Source organism: Nonomuraea sp. NPDC004702, from assembly GCF_053601695.1.
The window spans coordinates 197,367-212,919 of the sequence record NZ_JBSGCE010000008.1; the positions used below are offsets into that span (position 1 = coordinate 197,367).

The window sequence follows — 15,553 nt, forward strand, 5'->3', positions numbered from 1 at the left end:
GCGGGGGCACGGACCTGCGGGACTAACCTGGGTCGGGTGAGCCGTACACAGAACTCCGAAGGTCTTTTCACCCGCGCCAGGGAAGTGGTGCCCGGCGGCGTCAACTCGCCCGTGCGCGCGTTCGGCGCGGTGGGCGGCACGCCGCGTTTCATGGCCTCGGGCCAGGGGCCGTACATCACCGACGTCGACGGCAACCGCTACGTCGACCTGGTCTGCTCCTGGGGCCCGATGATCCTCGGCCACCGGCATCCCGCGGTCGTCGAGGCCGTCTCCGGCGCGGTCGCGCACGGCTTCTCCTACGGCACCGCCACGCCGGGCGAGGTCGAGCTGGCCGAGGAGATCGTCTCCCGGATGGCGCCGGTCGAGAAGGTGCGCCTGGTCAGCTCCGGCACCGAGGCGACGATGAGCGCGGTGCGCCTGGCGCGCGGCTTCACCGGGCGGTCCAAGGTGATCAAGTTCGCCGGTTGCTACCACGGGCACGTCGACGCCCTGCTGGCCTCGGCCGGGTCGGGAGTGGTGACGTTCGGGCTGCCGGACACGCCCGGGGTGACCGGGGCGTCGGCGGCCGACACGATCGTGCTGCCGTACAACGACATCCAGGCGGTGGCGGAGGCGTTCGCGGCGGCCGAGGTGGCCTGCGTGATCACCGAGGCGTGCCCGGCGAACATGGGGGTCGTCCCGCCGCGCGACGGGTTCAACGCCCGGCTGCGCGAGCTGTGCACGGCCAACGGCGCGCTGCTCATCGTGGACGAGGTGCTGACCGGCTTCCGCGTCTCGTCCGCCGGCTGGTACGGCCTCGACCCGGTCGACGCCGACCTGATGACGTTCGGCAAGGTCATGGGCGGCGGGCTGCCCGCGGCGGCGTTCGGCGGCCGGGCCGACGTGATGGCCTTCCTGGCTCCGGAGGGCCCGGTCTACCAGGCGGGCACGCTGTCCGGCAATCCGCTGGCGTGCGCCGCGGGCCTGGCGACCCTGCGCGCCCTCGACGCCGACGCCTACGCGCGCATCGACGCCGCGGCGCTCGCGGTGGGCGACGCGGCGGCCGACGCGCTGGCGAAGGCGGGCGTGCCCCACCGGTTGCAGCGTGCCGGCAGCCTGTTCTCGATCTTCTTCGCCGAGGGCGAGGTGCGCGACTTCGACCAGGCCAAGGCGCAGAACACGGCCGCCTTCACCGCGTTCTTCCACGCGATGCTCGACCAGGGCGTCTACCTGCCGCCGTCGGCGTACGAGGCGTGGTTCCTGTCGGCCTCGCACGACGACGAGGCGCTCAACCGGATCGCCGAGGCCCTGCCGGCAGCGGCGAAGGCCGCCGCGGCGGTTCTGTAGCCCGGCGCGGCCTGGTGCCGGCGTACAGCACGCCGGCGACGATGAGGGCCGCGGCCAGGAGCTCGATCCAGGAGAGGGGCTCGCCGGCCACCAGCGCGGCCGACGACATGCCGAACACCGGCACCAGCAGCGTGTACGGCGCCACGGTCGAGGCGTCGTACCGGCGCAGCAGCCAGCCCCACACGCCGAACCCGCCGAGCGTCGAGACGAAGGCCACGTAGGCCAGCGACAACCAGCCCTCGGCGGGGGCCGTCAGCACGGGCGGCCCCTCGACCAGCAGCGACAGCAGCAGGAGGGGCGGCGCGGAGAAGGCGCTCACCCACACCATGAACCGTAGCGAGTCCGGCGGCGCGGCCCTGCGCTGCACCACGTTGCCGAGCCCCCAGGCCGCGGCGGCGGCCACGCACAGGGCGAAGGCGCCCAGCGGGCCGGACACCCCGAAGTCGAACGCGACCAGGGCCAGGCCGCCGAAGGCGACCGCCAGGCCGAGGACGCGGCGGGCGGTGAGCCGCTCGCCGAGCAGCGTCACCGCGAACAGCACGGTGAACAACGCCTGCATCTGCAGGACGAGAGAGGTCAGTCCGGCCGGCATGCCCGCTCGCATGCCCACCAGCAACAGGCCGAACTGACCCACTCCGAGAGTGGCCGCCACCCCGGCGACCCAGCGCCACGGGACTCCCGGCCGCCCCGCGAGCAGCAGGGCGGGGAACGCCGCCAGGGTGAACCTGATCCCCGCGTACAGCAGGGGAGGGAAGTGCTTCAGGCCGACCTGCATGACGACGAAGTTGAAGCCCCACACGGCCGCGAGGCCGACGGCGAGGGCGAGGTGGCGGGGGCTCACGCAGAGCGGGTCTTCTGGTACCGGTTGCGCTGCTCGCGAGCCTGCTCGGCGAGGACCTTCAGGTACGAGGTGGAACGGGTCTCGGGCTTCCTGCTCTTAATGATTCGCATGCATATATTTTCATCTGCTTCAGATACAAGGACAAGCGAGACTTTCTACGCTAAACCCTTTAGTCTGGCTTACATGTTGGACCTGAACCGGCTCAAGGCACTTCACGCCGTGCACGTGTACGGGTCGGTCGGCGCCGCGGCCGACGCGCTCATGGTCACGCCGTCGGCCGTCAGCCAGCAGATCGCCAAGCTGGAGCGGGAGACGGGCGCCCGGCTCATGGAGCGCAGCGGCCGGGGCGTCCGGCTGACCGACGCCGCCGGCCTGCTCGCCGAGCACGCCGAGCGCATCCTGGCCCTGGTCGAGACCGCGGAGGCGGACTTCGAGGCGCTGCGCGGCGAGGTCGTCGGCCGGCTCAGCATCGCCGCCTTCGCCACCGCGACCCGCGGCCTGATGCCCGGCGCGCTCGTCCAGCTCAAGAGGCACCACCCCGACCTGCACGTGCAGCTCTACGAGCGCGAGCCGGAACGGGTGCTGCGCGAGGTGGCCAGGGGCGAGCTGGACCTGGGCGTGATGCAGGACTGGCTCAACCGGCCCATCGCCATGCCCGAGGGCCTGTCCAGGGCCACGCTGCTCGACGACGTGGCCGACGTCGCCATCCCCGCCGACCATCCGCTGGCCGGGCGCAGGGAGGTGGGGCTGGCCGAGCTGCACGGCGAGCGGTGGATCAGCTCGTCGCCCGGCACGGTCTGCCACGACTGGCTGGTCTTCACGCTGCGCAACGCCTCGCTGGAGCCGGAGATCGCCTGCATGGCCGACGAGTACCCCACCCAGCTCGCGCTGGTCGCCGCCGGGCTCGGCTGCGCGATCGTGCCGCGCCTGGGCCGCGACTGCGTGCCCGACGGCGTGCGGCTGGTCCCGATCATGCCGCGGCAGACGCGCCGCATCTACGCGGTGTGGCGCACCGACGCGGCCCGCCGTCCCGCGATCAGGGCCACGGTCGAGGCGCTGATCGGCGTCAGCCGCGAGCAGGAGAACGCCTGGGCGGTCAGCTGAGCACCCGGCCGCGCAGCCGGCCGTGCACCCGACCGGGCACCCGGCCGGGCCGCGCTCAGCTGAGCGCGATCGCCACCACGCCGCCGAGGATCACGCCCGCCGCCAGCAGCCGCCGCCGCAGGTCGCCCTCGGCCAGCAGCCGCCCGCCGAGCAGCACCGCGATCAGCACGCTCACCTCGCGCGCCGGCGCCACCACGCTCACCGGCGCCATCGTGAACGCGATCAGGACCAGCAGGTACGACAGGAAGATCAGGAACGCCGCCCCCACGATCCGCGACCGGTGCTCCCGCCACACGGCCCCGACCAGCCGCCGCCTGGCCCCGGCGACGAACGGCGTGAGCGCCAGCGCCCGCCCGACCTCCCCCAGGTAGTTGAGCATGATCGGCGCCACCGCGAACGCGCTGACCACCTGCGAGTCCCACACCGTGTACCCGGCGATGAACAGCCCCACGACCAGCCCCGACACCAGCCCCCGCAGGTCGCCCCGCCCGGCCGCGCCGCCGCTCATCATGAACACCCCGACCCCGACGAGCACGATCCCGGCCACGCCGGCCGGCGCCGGGTGCTCGTCCAGGAACAACACGGCGACCAGGCTGGCCAGCATCGGCCCCGTCCCGCGGGCGACGGGGTAGACCAGCGACAGGTCGCCCGCGCCGTAGCCGCGCTGGAGCAGCACGAAGTACCCCAGGTGCAGGGCCGTGCTGCCGCAGATCACCGCCAGGTCGCCCCACGACAGCCGGGCCCCCGTGACCAGCAGGAACCCGGCGAACAGCGGGCTCCACACCACCGTGGCCACGACCCCGACCAGCCAGAGGAAGACGATGCCGTCCGCCTGGGACGCCTTCTTGCTCAGCAGGTTCCAGGTGGCGTGCGCGACGGCGGCGACGAGAATGAGGACCAGCGCCCAAGGGCTCATCCGGGCGACTCCTTCCAGGGGTGACGGAGAGGAGCCTCCAGGCTTTTGTCCCGTCAGCTGTACGGCCCGGCGGGCCGCGGCGCCGCTCGGACCTGTCTTCCGGCCCTGGTTGTGTGACGGGGGAGGCGGACCGGACGCGGAACCCTAGGCGCAGTCGTCCCGACCATACCTCCGCGCGAAATGCCGGACCAGGCAGCCCCTGACTATGACCGGCATCGAAACGGATAGGCTGTGGCACACCATGGCTGAAACCACCGTCGTCCACCTTTTGCGCCACGGTGAGGTGCACAATCCCGGCGGCATCCTGTACGGCAGGCTGCCCGGCTACCACCTGTCCGACACCGGCAGGCTCATGGCCGAGACGGTCGCCAAGGCCGTCGGCGGCCGCGACATCGTCGCCGTCCACAGCTCGCCGCTCGAACGCGCGCTGGAGACCGCGGCCCCGCTCGCCGACAAGCTCGGCCTCGACGTGACCAAGGACGACCGCCTGCTCGAAGCGGCGAACATGCTGCAGGGCCGTCCGGTCGGCCAGGGCCTGGCCATCCTTCGCAACCCGCGCAACTACCGCTATTTCTGGAACCCGCTGCGCCCGTCGTGGGGCGAGGCGTACCCGGCGATCGTGGCGCGCATGAAGGCGGCCGTCGACGACGCCAGGGCAGCGGCGCGCGGGCACGAGGCCGTGCTGGTCAGCCACCAGCTCCCGATCTGGACGATCAGGATGGCCGCCGAGGGCCGCCGGCTCTGGCACGACCCGCGCCGCAGGCAGTGCGCGCTGGCCAGCCTCACCACCTTCACCTTCGAGGGCGACCGCCTGGTCAGCGTCGGCTACAGCGAGCCGGCCGGGTCGCTGAGTTCGGGGCCGTCGATACCAGGGGCCTGATGTCCGGGCCATGTCTGCCCGCCGGTAGAGTTGCAAGCTCTACCGGTTGTAGTACAAGGAGATCATCCTCCGTGCGCGCGACGTCCATCTCCCTCGTTCTCCTGGCCGCGCTGGCCGCGGGCTGCGCGGCAAACCAGAGCGGGCAGCCCCAGGTGGGCGACACCCGGTTCGTCGCGGGCGACGGCAAGATGCAGGTCTTCGACGCCGCCGACCGCAAGGCGGCCCCGCCGGTCGAGGGCCCCACGCTCGACGGCGGCACGGCCTCGCTGGCCGCCCACAAGGGCAAGGTCGTGGTGATCAACTTCTGGGCCTCGTGGTGCGGCCCGTGCCGGGCCGAGGCGCCGGTGCTCAAGGAGGTCGCCGCCAAGACCAAGGGCGACGTGCAGTTCATCGGCATCGACTTCAAGGACCGCCAGGCCGACGCCCTCGCCTTCGAGCGCACCGAGCAGACCGGCTACTCCCACATCTTCGACCAGCCCGGCAAGGTCGCGCTGTCCTTCCAGGGCACCGTGCCGCCCGCGGCGATCCCGTCCACGCTGGTCATCGACAAGCAGGGCCGCATCGCGGCCAGGGCGCTCGGGGCGGTCAAGTACACCGACCTGATGAACACGGTGACCAAGGTGCGCGATGAGTGACGTCGTCGCCTCGGGCTCGTTGCTGCTCGCGGTGCCGATCGCGCTGCTGGCCGGGGTGGTGTCGTTCCTGTCGCCGTGCGTGCTGCCGCTGGTGCCGGGCTATCTGTCGTACGTGACGGGCATGAGCGCCGACCCCAAGCGGGGGCGGCTGGTGCTCGGCACGGTGCTGTTCGTGGCCGGGTTCGCGCTGGTGTTCGTGCTCAGCGGCGCGCTGTTCGGCGGGCTCGGCTCGATCATGCTGGGCAACGCCCAGGTCATCACGCGGGTGCTCGGCGTCCTGACGATCCTGCTCGGGCTGGCCTTCCTCGGCGTGCTGCCCGGCCTGATGCGCGACGTGCGCATCCACAAGCTGCCGGCCGCGGGCCTGGCCGGCGCGCCGCTGCTCGGCGTGGTGTTCGGCCTCGGCTGGACGCCGTGCATCGGCCCCACGCTGGCCGTCGTGCTCACGCTCGGGCTCAACGAGGGCAGCGCCTCGCGCGGCGCGCTGCTGGCCGTGGCCTACGCGCTGGGCCTCGGGCTGCCGTTCGTGGCCGCGGCCCTGGCCTACAGCAAGGCCCTGCGCACGTTCCAGGCCGTGCGCAAGCACACCCGGCTGATCACCAGGATCGGCGGGGGCATGATGGTGGCCGTCGGGCTGCTGCTCGTCACCGGACTGTGGGGTGCGATGATCGCGGCCATGCAGGGGCTCATCGGCGCGTTCGAGCCGGTGATCTGATGAGCGTCGACGAGCTGGTGCGCGAGGAGCGCGAGCCCCGGCAGGCCGGGATGGGGCCGGTCGGCTGGCTCCGGTGGGGCTGGCGCACCCTCACCTCGATGAAGACCGCGCTGATTCTGCTGTTCCTGCTGGCGCTCGGCTCGATCCCGGGCTCGCTGGTGCCCCAGCGCAGCGTCGAACCCGACAAGGTGGCCCAGCTCTACCAGCAGAACCCCACCCTGGCCGAGTGGTACGACCGCTTCCAGCTCTTCGAGGTGTTCACCTCGGTCTGGTTCGCCGCCGTCTACCTGCTGCTGTTCACCTCGCTCGTCGGCTGCATCATCCCGCGTACCGCCACCTACCTGCGCGAGCTGCGCCGCAAGCCGCCCGCCGCGCCCAAGAACCTGTCCCGGCTGCCCCACTCCGACTCCTTCGAGGGCGACCTCACGGTGGAGGAGGCCGCCGGGCGGCTGCGCAAGATGCGCTTCCGCGTCGTCACCGGCGACGGCTGGGTGGCGGCCGAGAAGGGCTACCTGCGCGAGACCGGCAACCTGTTCTTCCACGTCGCGCTGATCGGCATCCTGCTCGCCGTCGGCTTCGGCTCCCTGTACGGCTACCGCGGCAACGTCCTGGTCGTCGAGGGCGACGGCTTCGCCAACACCGTGGCCGCCTACGACAGGTTCATCCCCGGCAGCCGGGTCTCGGCCGAGTCGCTCCAGCCGTTCTCGTTCGAGCTGACCGACTTCAAGGCCACCTACCAGGTCGAGGGCGACAAGAAGGGCCAGGAGCTCGACTACTCCGCCTACCTGAAGGTGCACGACGAGCCCGGCGCGCCCGCCCGCGACTACGAGCTCAAGGTCAACGACCCGCTGGAGGTCGACGGGACGCAGACGTACCTGATCGGCCACGGCTACGCGCCCGTCTTCAAGGTCACCGACGGCAAGGGCCAGGTCGCCTACGAAGGGCCCGTGGCCTGCCTGATCGACCAGAAGGCCACGCTGACCTCGTCGTGCGTCGTCAAGGCGCCCGACGCGCAGCCGTCCCAGCTGGGGTTCCTGCTGCGTTTCCTGCCCACCAGCGTGCCGCTGACCGACGGCAACTACGCCTCGGCCTTCCCCGGCGAGCTCCAGCCGCAGGTGCAGCTCCTCGGCGGTTACGTGGGCGACCTCGGCATGCGGTCGGGCAAGCCGCAGTCGGTCTACAAGATCCTGCCGGACGAGCTCGACGGCAAGGTCGTGCCCGTCGTGCGCGGATCGTTCGCGACCAAGCCGCTGTCGGTGGGGGAGTCCGCCGAGCTGCCCGGCGGGGCGGGGAAGCTGGAGTTCACCGGCGTCAAGGAGTGGATCACGCTCCAGACCGCCTACGACCCCGGGCGCGTGCCCGCGCTGATCGCCGCGGCCGTCGCGGTGGTCGCCATCGCGCTGTCGTTGATGATCCGCCGCCGGCGCGTCTGGGTGCGGGTCAGGGAAGGGCGGGTCGACGTGGGCGGCCTGACCCGTACCGAGGGCTCCGCGGCGGGCTTCGCCGAGGAGTTCGCCGAGATCGTCAAGGCTCTATCAGCAGGAGAACAGCATGTCCGCTGAGCAATTGGCCGGGCTGAGCGACAACTTCGTCGTCGGCGCCGTCCTGCTCTACATCATCGCCATGGTGGGCTTCGCGATGGAGCTGGCCTTCGGAAGGGCCGTCCTGGGCAAGGCGGCCGTGAAGCGGGCCGCCCGGCAGCCCGTCACGGTCGGCGCACCCTCCGAAGGCGACGCCGGGCCCGAGGCCGAGGCGCCCGTCGCCGATCCCGTGCCCGTCATGGCGGGCGGGGCCAGGGCCGGGCGGGTCGCGCTCGTGCTGGCCTGGATCGGGTGGGCCGCCAACCTCGGCGCCATCATCACCCGCGGCCTGGCGGTCGGCCGGTGGCCGTGGGGCAACATGTACGAGTTCGTGGTGGCCATCTGCTTCGCCGCGGTGACCGCGTTCCTGTTCACCCAGGTCCGCCAGAACGTGCGGTTCCTGGGCGCGTTCGTCATGATCGCCGCCACGCTCGGGCTCGGGTTCGCGGTCAAGGTGCTCTACACGGCGGCCGGGCCCGTGGTGCCGGCGCTGAACTCGTACTGGATCGCGATCCACGTCACCGCGGCGATCCTGGCCAGCGGGCTGTTCACGCTGGCCGGGGTGTCGGGCGTGCTGTTCCTGGTGCGCGGCGAGGGGCTGTCGCGCCTGCCCAGCCGCGACGACCTGGAGCGGGTGGCCCACCGCGCGATCGTGCTGGCCTTCCCGCTGTGGACGTTCGCCGTCATCGCCGGCGCGCTCTGGGCCGACCGCGCCTGGGGCCGCTACTGGGGCTGGGACCCCAAGGAGGTCTGGTCGTTCATCACCTGGGTGGCGTACGCGGCCTACCTGCACGCCAGGGTGACGGCCGGCTGGCGGGGCAGGGCCGCCATGATCGTGCAGCTGCTGGCGTTCGGGTGCCTGATCTTCAACCTGGTCGGCGTCAACATCTTCATCTCCGGCCTGCACAGCTACGCCGACGTCAGCGGTTAGTCCTCGCCGCGCATCCGCCGGTCGAGATCTCTCAGGAAGTCGGGGTCGTCGTCCGGGCCCTTCGGCGCGCCCGGGCCCGGCGGCACCGGCCACGGGTCGCGCTCGGCCCTGGGCCGCCCGCGCAGCATCCAGATCACGCCGCCGAGCAGCGGGACCAGCACGACGATGAGGACCCACAGCGCCTTTGGTACGTTCCTGACCTCTTCCTCGGGTGCGGTGATGACGTCGAAGAGCGAGAAGAGCCAGAAGGCCAGCAACGCCAGGCCGATCAGAACACCTGCCATGCCCGAACTGTAAGCCATCCGCGACGTGATCGTGTCGGACGATGTCCCGTTTCGGATGACTCGGGAAGATCGGCGTCGTACCGTGGAACCCGGTTCGCCATGGACGCGGCGTGAAGGGGTGCGATGGCCTTTTCTCACGACAAGGGCCGACATCGGCGCGGCCGTTGGTGGCGCCGCGGGTCGTACCTGTTCTCGCGGCGTGACGAGGCTCCTCCGGACGCGGACCGTTCCTTCTGGTCCCGGCGGAAGGAGAGCCGCCCGGAGGCCCCGAGAGAGCAGCTCAAGGGCGCCGAGCGGCGCAGGGAGCAGCAGCCGGAGCGGTTCGCCCGTCCGGGCGGCCCCCAGCGGCGCGAGGTCACCTGGGACGGCCTCTCGCTGCGCGAGCGCGCGCCACGCCTGCCCGCCGCCGTCGCCGAACGCCCCCGCTACACCTGGTACGACTTCGAGCTCGACGACACGCCGCCCAGGGCCCAGCCCAACAGGCCGGAGGCCCCCTCCATCGGCGACGGGCTGCGCCACTGCGGCAAGCTGGAGAAGATCCTCCACCGCCAGTGGGACGCCCGGCACGGCCCGCCCTCCAGGGACGCCGTACGCGCGGTGGAGAGCCTGGCCCGGCTGCCCGACCGGCTGAAGGAGCTGCTGGCCGCCGGTCTCGAAGGCATCTACGTCGGCCCCGGCGGCGTCCCCGACCTCGACGACATGGGCTACTTACGCGGCGCGCCGCTCCCGTCCGGCCGGGCCACCTGGGACATCTGCGCCGGCGCGTACGGCGACCGCAAGATCGTGGTGGGCGACCGCCCCTCACCCACGCCGGACGTGATGATGCACGAGGTCGGCCACGCCATCGACGACCTGGACTCGTTCCACGGCGAATGGGTGTCGGACTCGCCGGAGTTCGTCCGGCTCTACGAGAACGCCTTCCCCAAGCTGGCCTCGACCTTCCACCGGCAGGGCAACGGCCTGGGCCGCAAGGAGTTCTTCGCCGACGCCTTCGCCGCCATCGCCGCCCGCCAGCGCCCGGCCCTGGTCGACATGCTCGGCGGCGACACACGGATGGCGCTCGACGTCATGCTCTTCTTCAACCGGCGCTACGGAATCTAGGTGATCAGCCATGTACGTCATCCGGCTCGCTGACGGGACCCTGCGCGTGCCGCAGAGCCTGACCAGCGAAGACGGGCGTCTGATCGGCAACGCGTACGTGGACGTGCAGCCCGGCGATCCCGACTACGACAAGTGGCTGCCCGAGTCGCTGACCGAGGAGGAGGCGGCCGAGCGCCGCAGTCGCTGGGAAGAGGAGAACGACGACCTCGAACGCGAGTTCCTGGCCTTCAAGGCCAGCCAGGAGGACGCCTGAGAAGGACCGGCGCCAGCCACGGTCGGCGGTTGGCGCCGCCCCGTGCCTGCCGTCGGGAAGTGTGGCCCGCAGGCACGCTCGACCACGGCCTCACGACGTGAGGCGGATTGAGGTCCCGCCAGCGGTGATCCTGGCGGATCTCAGGATCACCGACTAGACGGAACGTCAGACGCGCGGGGACTCACCTGCTGGCCTGTCGGCCGTGAGAACGTCCTCGCCTCGAAGAAGGGCGTGCACTTCCGACTCGCGGAAGCGCCGGTGCCCTCCGGGGGTGCGGATACTGCTGATGCGGCCTGCCGCAGCCCAGCGCGTAACCGTCTTTGGGTCTACCCGGAAGAGGGCGGCAACCTCTCCTGGGGTCAGCAGACGCTCGCTGCTACTCTCCACCAATCTCTCCCCCTCGCATCCCGCTTCCTGCCAGCGGGCGGACAGGTAACCAGTGTGTCGAGCGAAGCCTGATTTATCCGTGGTTTTCGACAAAGATCACGGGTTGTTATCAGCTGACTGCCCGATTGTTATATGATAGAGCCTCTTTGGGGCTCTCGTGGGTGTTTCTTTACGAAACACCCTTACTGGGCACAGTAGCAGCGCTCGCGTCCGATGCGAAGAGCGACCGCTACGCAGGGACGAGTAACCTCGAACCCGTGCATCCCGTTCTCGTTTACACCGCGTCGCGGATCGGCCTGTTTGTCGTGACCCTGGGTGTTCTGTACCTCGTCGGCCTGCAAAACCCGCTGTTCCTGCTCGCAGCCGCTTTCGTGATCAGCGGCATTGCCAGCTACGTGCTGCTGTCGAGGCAGCGTGACGCCGTCAGCGCACGCCTCAGCGGCCGGATCGACCGGCCGGAGCCGCAGGACGACTAGGGCAGGGGGAACATGCCAATCCGGGCATGGTACTCCCGTCCGAGTCGCGTTGTGTCACTACCGACTAGTAGGCCGGTCTTGTGCGCCAGAAATGCCTTCACGCCGATGCCCCGCTCCCGGCCGGGATTCCAGGCGAGCGCCTTTCCCGTACGCGGATGAATGGCGCCGATGCCCTCGCGGGGCACCGCTCCCGGGCCGGCCGAGTCGCGGCCCTGCGGGTTGTCCAGCCAGCGCTGGTGGCCGCCGACATACACGGCTGAGCCGGTGACCGCCACCGCGTAGAGCGAGTCGCCGCCGGTGGCGTTGGTCCAGGTCGGCCTGACGTCCGGGCCTGCGGCGTACGTCTCGAACCGGGCGGCCGTGTCGCACATGCGGCCCTTCGGGCCCCCGGTCGTGACCACCACGAAGGAGCGGCCGTCGGGGGCGAAGTCCAGGCCGCGCACGTAGGAGGGGAAAGCCTCCGCGCAGCGCTGGGCGTAGACCTCGGTGCGCCAGTCGGCGACCCTGGCCACCGGCCCGCTGACGTCGATCAGCCCGAGCTGCGGCCGGGACCGCCCGCCGAGCGTGGTGAACGAGCCGTCGACCGCCAGCCGGCCGCCCGACAGGGCGAGGGCCTGGACCTTCACCCTGGGCGTGAGCGGCTCGCCCGGCGTGACGGCGAAGCCGGGGTCGGCCACGCCCGTCGCGGCGTCGAGCCCGGCCAGGGCGACGCGCGGCCGGACGAAGTCGCCGCCGACGTAGAGCCTGGAGCCGTTCCTGACCACGGTGGTGACCATGCCGCCGTCGATCCGGGGCATGAAGCCGTCGACGAGCTGCCCGTCGGCGACGTTGATCCGGGCGAGCGCGCGGGCGCCGACGTTGTTGACGCCGGGGAAGGCGCCGCCCACGTAGACCGTGCCGTGGTCGCCGGCGGCCAGCCCGTAGACCGGCCCGGCGACGGACGGCGCGAAGCCGCGCAGGATGCGACCGGTCGCCAGGTCGTAGGCGAACAGGTTGGCCCGGCGCAGCGTGTACGTGCGCCCGGCGTCGCTGACCTCGCTGAACGAGCCGCCGACGACGACGGTGCCACCGACCAGCGCGATGGCGTTGACGATGCCGTCGAGGACGTGGGGGGTGTTGTCGACCGGGTCGGCCGAGACCACGCGGGAGTGCGCGACGGGGGCCGAGGCGATGATCGCCGCAAGGGCGACACGGGCAAGCATTCACCAACAACTAGCAGACGTTCGGTAGCGGTGCCGCTACTTTGCGTCAATTGCCGCAAGGGCCGGGCTCGCCGGAGGCCCGGTGGTGGCTGGTCAAAGGCCGTAACGCCCGGCGAATACCGCACGGGCCGCCTGAGTACTCTTGTCCGCATGACGCGCGCTCAGTTGGACAAGCAGCCGGACGAGGTCGCCGCGATGTTCGATCGCACCGCCCGGCGCTACGACCTGGTCAACGACGTGGCCTCGCTGTGGCAGGTCAGGCTCTGGCGCAAGGCCGTGGCCGCCGCCGTCGACGCGGGGCCCGGCGAGGTCGTGCTCGACCTGGGGGCCGGCACCGGCACCTCCACCGACAGCTTCACCGGTCTCGGCGCCCGCGCGGTGGCCTCCGACTTCTCCCTCGGCATGTTGCGCACGGGCGTGCAGCGGCACGGCGGCAACGCGCTGAGCGGGCCCGGCATCCCGTTCGTGGCCGGCGACGCCATGCGGCTGCCGTTCGCCGACGACGTCTTCGACGCGGTGACGATCTCGGTGGCGCTGCGCAACGTGCACGACACCTCGCAGGCGCTGCGCGAGATGCTCCGCGTGACCAGGCCGGGCGGCCGGCTGGTGATCCTGGAGTTCTCGCACGTCACGTTCGGGCCGTTCGACCTGGTCTACCGCGAATACCTGATGAGGGCCCTGCCCAAGGTGGCCAAGGTGTTCGGCTCCAACGACGACTCCTACGACTATCTGGCCGAGTCCATCAGGGACTGGCCCGACCAGCGGGCGCTGGCCCGGACGATCGGCGACGCCGGCTGGGAGCGGGTCGCCTGGCGCAACCTGACGATGGGCATCGTCGCCGTCCACCGGGCGTTCAAGCCCGCCTGAGCCGCGCGGGCGGCCATGGCGGGAGTTCCTGGAATCGTTTTCCGCCTTTCCGCCCGTCTCGGCTTTGATGTGTCGGACGGAAGCCCCGTGCAATTCCCGCTGGGATGACGACAGGGCCTCTTTCGGACGAAACCAGGGGCGAGGATTGCCATCGCACTTTGTGGGCATATCTCTCGATTTCTCGGAAGGAGCCCCGCCGGCTGCTGACGGAGGAGCCGCGCTGCGCTGCTCGACCGCGCTCGACGAGGCCGTGCCGCGCCGGCGCTTCGGCACCGCCATGGACGAGGAGGAATCGCGCGAATTCATCGCGTCGTCGGCAGATCAATCGTAACGACATGGTTATCGCGGCGCGTCTTGCAGGTCCGGCCGATCTTCTGTTGGCTACCGTCATTGGTCCAGACCAATGAGACTCGGGAGGTAGTCCGTCCGATGAGCGGCCCCACTGTCTCGCCGGGCGGACGGCGCAGGATCAGTCTCAGCGCGGTCGCCGGCGAGTGCGTCGAGTTCGCCCGGAGCACGACCGGCGACGTGCTGTCGCGTGACTCGAAAGACCTCTCGGGCGGAGTGCGCAACGCCGAGTTCGAAGTCTGACGTTCCCGTGCCCGGCCCTTCGTTGACGACGGAGGGCCTTCTTGTGTCCAGGATCCGTACCCCGACTGCCACTATGTACAGGAAAAGCAGTAGACTGCGGGCCGACAAGTTTGTGAAGGGGTTCACAAAGGAACGAAGGCGCAAGACCCCGAGGCCTTCGAGCGTGTAGGACAGGACAGTCCAGTGACCGTGCCACCAGCCATACAGGCTGACGCCGACGTCATCGTCGTCGGCGCCGGTCCCGCCGGTTCCGCAACCGCCTTTTACCTCGCTCAGGCCGGTCTCGACGTGCTGCTCCTGGAGAAGACCAGGTTCCCCCGCGAGAAGGTCTGCGGCGACGGCCTGACGCCACGTGCCGTCAAGCAGTTGCTCAACATGGGCGTCGACATCGGCGCGCCCGGCTGGATCAGGAACAAGGGCCTGCGCGTCGTCGGCGGCGGCCTCCGCTTCGAGCTCGACTGGCCGCAGTTGGAGCGCTTCCCCGACTTCGGCCTGGTCCGCACCCGCAAGGACTTCGACCAGATCGTCGCGGCCAACGCGGTCAAGAACGGCGTGCGCCTCATGGAGGGCGTCACCGTGACCGGGCCGGTGCTCGACGACCGCAGCGGGCACATCGTCGGCGTGCGCACCAAGGACGGCGCGACGTACCGCAGCCGGGTGGTCGTGGCGGCCGACGGCAACAGCACCCGCCTGGCGATCGGCATGGGCCTGCACAAGCGGGAGGACCGGCCCATGGGCGTGGCCGTCCGCACCTACTTCGAGAGCCCCCGCCACGACGACGACTACCTGGAGACCTGGCTGGAGCTGTGGGACGGCGACACCCTGCTGCCCGGCTACGGCTGGGTGTTCGGGGTCGGCGACGGCACCGCCAACGTCGGGCTCGGGCTGCTCAACACCAGCGCCCAGTTCGGCAACATCGACTACCGCGACCTGTTGAAGCGCTGGTGCAGGGCCATGCCGGCCGACTGGGGCTTCACCGAGGAGAACATGACGGCCCCCATCCGCGGCGCCGCTCTCCCGATGGCCTTCAACAGGCAGCCGCACTACACCCGGGGTCTTATCCTCGTGGGTGACTCCGGCGGGTCCATCAACCCGTTCAACGGCGAGGGCATCGCCTACGCCATGGAGACCGGCGAGATCGCCGCCGAGATCATCGCGAAGGCACTCAAGGACACCACTCCCGCACAGCGCGAGCGGATCCTGAGGACCTACCCCCAGGTGATGAAGGACGCCTACGGCGGCTACTTCACACTAGGGAGGTTGTTCGTCGAGGCGATTGGGAAGCCGGGTGTGATGAGCTTCGGGACCAGGCACGGCCTGCCACACCCGAGGCTGATGCGCTTCGCGCTCAAGCTCCTTGGTAATCTCACCGACCGGCGAGGCGATGCGTCCGACATGATCATCAACGCTCTCTCGAAGGTCGCCCCACCAGCATGATTCCCACGACAGACACATCAAGCTGCG

At 70.8% G+C, this 15,553-nt stretch carries 19 protein-coding genes; 14 read left to right on the forward strand and 5 right to left on the reverse strand.

The features are described 5' to 3' along the window. Window positions 1–36 precede the first annotated feature (36 nt). Window positions 37–1,326 carry a glutamate-1-semialdehyde 2,1-aminomutase gene (gene hemL, locus ACWEJ6_RS13685; RefSeq protein WP_452423769.1) on the forward strand — a complete coding sequence of 430 codons (1,290 nt, stop codon included), beginning with the start codon at window positions 37–39 and terminating at the stop codon, window positions 1,324–1,326. Here the strand turns inward: hemL and ACWEJ6_RS13690 are convergent. Beyond that, window positions 1,268–2,167: an EamA family transporter gene (locus ACWEJ6_RS13690; RefSeq protein WP_452423771.1), complete on the reverse strand. Its 900-nt coding sequence runs from the start codon at window positions 2,165–2,167 to the stop codon at window positions 1,268–1,270. The two genes, hemL and ACWEJ6_RS13690, sit on opposite strands and share 59 nt — an antisense overlap. 183 nt (window positions 2,168–2,350) lie before the next feature. Between ACWEJ6_RS13690 and ACWEJ6_RS13695 the strand changes: the two genes are divergently transcribed. Next, window positions 2,351–3,271, forward strand: a complete 921-nt coding sequence (locus ACWEJ6_RS13695) for a LysR family transcriptional regulator (RefSeq protein WP_352357281.1) — start codon at window positions 2,351–2,353, stop codon at window positions 3,269–3,271. Window positions 3,272–3,326: 55 nt separating this feature from the next. Here the strand turns inward: ACWEJ6_RS13695 and ACWEJ6_RS13700 are convergent, their stop codons facing one another. After that, window positions 3,327–4,187 (reverse strand): DMT family transporter, encoded by an 861-nt coding sequence (locus ACWEJ6_RS13700; RefSeq protein ID WP_352357279.1) that lies wholly within the window; start codon window positions 4,185–4,187, stop codon window positions 3,327–3,329. A 241-nt stretch (window positions 4,188–4,428) separates the two neighbouring features. On the opposite strand from ACWEJ6_RS13700, the gene ACWEJ6_RS13705 reads away from it, so the two are divergent. The 5 genes from ACWEJ6_RS13705 to ccsA all read left to right on the forward strand — a co-directional run bounded on the left by ACWEJ6_RS13705 (window position 4,429) and on the right by ccsA (window position 8,928). After that, a complete protein-coding gene (locus ACWEJ6_RS13705; RefSeq protein WP_358290273.1) occupies window positions 4,429–5,067 on the forward strand; it encodes a histidine phosphatase family protein in 639 nt (212 codons plus the stop codon). Between the two features lie 71 nt (window positions 5,068–5,138). Beyond that, the gene (locus ACWEJ6_RS13710) at window positions 5,139–5,702 is read left to right on the forward strand and encodes a TlpA family protein disulfide reductase (protein ID WP_357966320.1); all 564 of its coding nucleotides are present in this window, start codon (window positions 5,139–5,141) and stop codon (window positions 5,700–5,702) included. Then, window positions 5,695–6,417: a cytochrome c biogenesis CcdA family protein gene (locus tag ACWEJ6_RS13715; RefSeq protein ID WP_364327320.1), complete on the forward strand. Its 723-nt coding sequence runs from the start codon at window positions 5,695–5,697 to the stop codon at window positions 6,415–6,417. The genes ACWEJ6_RS13710 and ACWEJ6_RS13715 overlap by 8 nt, the downstream gene beginning before the upstream one ends. Continuing rightward, complete coding sequence (gene resB, locus ACWEJ6_RS13720; RefSeq protein WP_387678053.1) at window positions 6,417–7,979, forward strand: cytochrome c biogenesis protein ResB; 1,563 nt, start codon at window positions 6,417–6,419, stop codon at window positions 7,977–7,979. Before ACWEJ6_RS13715 ends, resB begins: the two co-directional genes overlap by 1 nt. Then, window positions 7,969–8,928 carry a cytochrome c biogenesis protein CcsA gene (gene ccsA / locus ACWEJ6_RS13725; protein WP_452423776.1) on the forward strand — a complete coding sequence of 320 codons (960 nt, stop codon included), beginning with the start codon at window positions 7,969–7,971 and terminating at the stop codon, window positions 8,926–8,928. The genes resB and ccsA overlap by 11 nt, the downstream gene beginning before the upstream one ends. On the opposite strand, the gene ACWEJ6_RS13730 is transcribed toward ccsA, so the two are convergent. Further along, on the reverse strand, window positions 8,925–9,212 hold the full coding sequence (locus tag ACWEJ6_RS13730) for a PLDc N-terminal domain-containing protein (RefSeq protein WP_352322521.1): 288 nt from the start codon (window positions 9,210–9,212) through the stop codon (window positions 8,925–8,927). The two genes, ccsA and ACWEJ6_RS13730, sit on opposite strands and share 4 nt — an antisense overlap. A gap of 123 nt (window positions 9,213–9,335) precedes the next feature. Here ACWEJ6_RS13730 and ACWEJ6_RS13735 point away from each other — a divergent pair, with 123 nt between their 5' ends. After that, entirely contained in the window at window positions 9,336–10,313 is a 978-nt protein-coding gene (locus ACWEJ6_RS13735) for a hypothetical protein (protein ID WP_358290264.1), read from the forward strand. Between the two features lie 10 nt (window positions 10,314–10,323). Next, window positions 10,324–10,566, forward strand: coding sequence for a hypothetical protein (locus tag ACWEJ6_RS13740; RefSeq protein ID WP_357966334.1), 243 nt, complete (start codon window positions 10,324–10,326; stop codon window positions 10,564–10,566). Window positions 10,567–10,731: 165 nt separating this feature from the next. Here the strand turns inward: ACWEJ6_RS13740 and ACWEJ6_RS13745 are convergent, their stop codons facing one another. Continuing rightward, window positions 10,732–10,953 carry a BldC family transcriptional regulator gene (locus ACWEJ6_RS13745; RefSeq protein WP_026214226.1) on the reverse strand — a complete coding sequence of 74 codons (222 nt, stop codon included), beginning with the start codon at window positions 10,951–10,953 and terminating at the stop codon, window positions 10,732–10,734. A gap of 257 nt (window positions 10,954–11,210) precedes the next feature. Between ACWEJ6_RS13745 and ACWEJ6_RS13750 the strand changes: the two genes are divergently transcribed. After that, window positions 11,211–11,429 carry a DUF4229 domain-containing protein gene (locus ACWEJ6_RS13750; protein ID WP_352357263.1) on the forward strand — a complete coding sequence of 73 codons (219 nt, stop codon included), beginning with the start codon at window positions 11,211–11,213 and terminating at the stop codon, window positions 11,427–11,429. On the opposite strand, the gene ACWEJ6_RS13755 is transcribed toward ACWEJ6_RS13750, so the two are convergent. Beyond that, window positions 11,426–12,631, reverse strand: coding sequence for a hypothetical protein (locus tag ACWEJ6_RS13755; protein WP_387678062.1), 1,206 nt, complete (start codon window positions 12,629–12,631; stop codon window positions 11,426–11,428). The genes ACWEJ6_RS13750 and ACWEJ6_RS13755 overlap by 4 nt on opposite strands. Window positions 12,632–12,781: 150 nt before the next feature. Here ACWEJ6_RS13755 and ACWEJ6_RS13760 point away from each other — a divergent pair, with 150 nt between their 5' ends. The 4 genes from ACWEJ6_RS13760 to ACWEJ6_RS13775 all read left to right on the forward strand — a co-directional run bounded on the left by ACWEJ6_RS13760 (window position 12,782) and on the right by ACWEJ6_RS13775 (window position 15,526). Next, on the forward strand, window positions 12,782–13,498 hold the full coding sequence (locus ACWEJ6_RS13760; protein ID WP_364327303.1) for a demethylmenaquinone methyltransferase: 717 nt from the start codon (window positions 12,782–12,784) through the stop codon (window positions 13,496–13,498). A gap of 160 nt (window positions 13,499–13,658) precedes the next feature. Then, the gene (locus ACWEJ6_RS13765) at window positions 13,659–13,829 is read left to right on the forward strand and encodes a hypothetical protein (protein ID WP_387678065.1); all 171 of its coding nucleotides are present in this window, start codon (window positions 13,659–13,661) and stop codon (window positions 13,827–13,829) included. Between the two features lie 98 nt (window positions 13,830–13,927). Next, window positions 13,928–14,089 carry a hypothetical protein gene (locus ACWEJ6_RS13770; protein WP_387678068.1) on the forward strand — a complete coding sequence of 54 codons (162 nt, stop codon included), beginning with the start codon at window positions 13,928–13,930 and terminating at the stop codon, window positions 14,087–14,089. Between the two features lie 183 nt (window positions 14,090–14,272). After that, the gene (locus ACWEJ6_RS13775; RefSeq protein WP_452423780.1) at window positions 14,273–15,526 is read left to right on the forward strand and encodes a geranylgeranyl reductase family protein; all 1,254 of its coding nucleotides are present in this window, start codon (window positions 14,273–14,275) and stop codon (window positions 15,524–15,526) included. The last annotated feature ends 27 nt before the right edge of the window (window positions 15,527–15,553 follow it).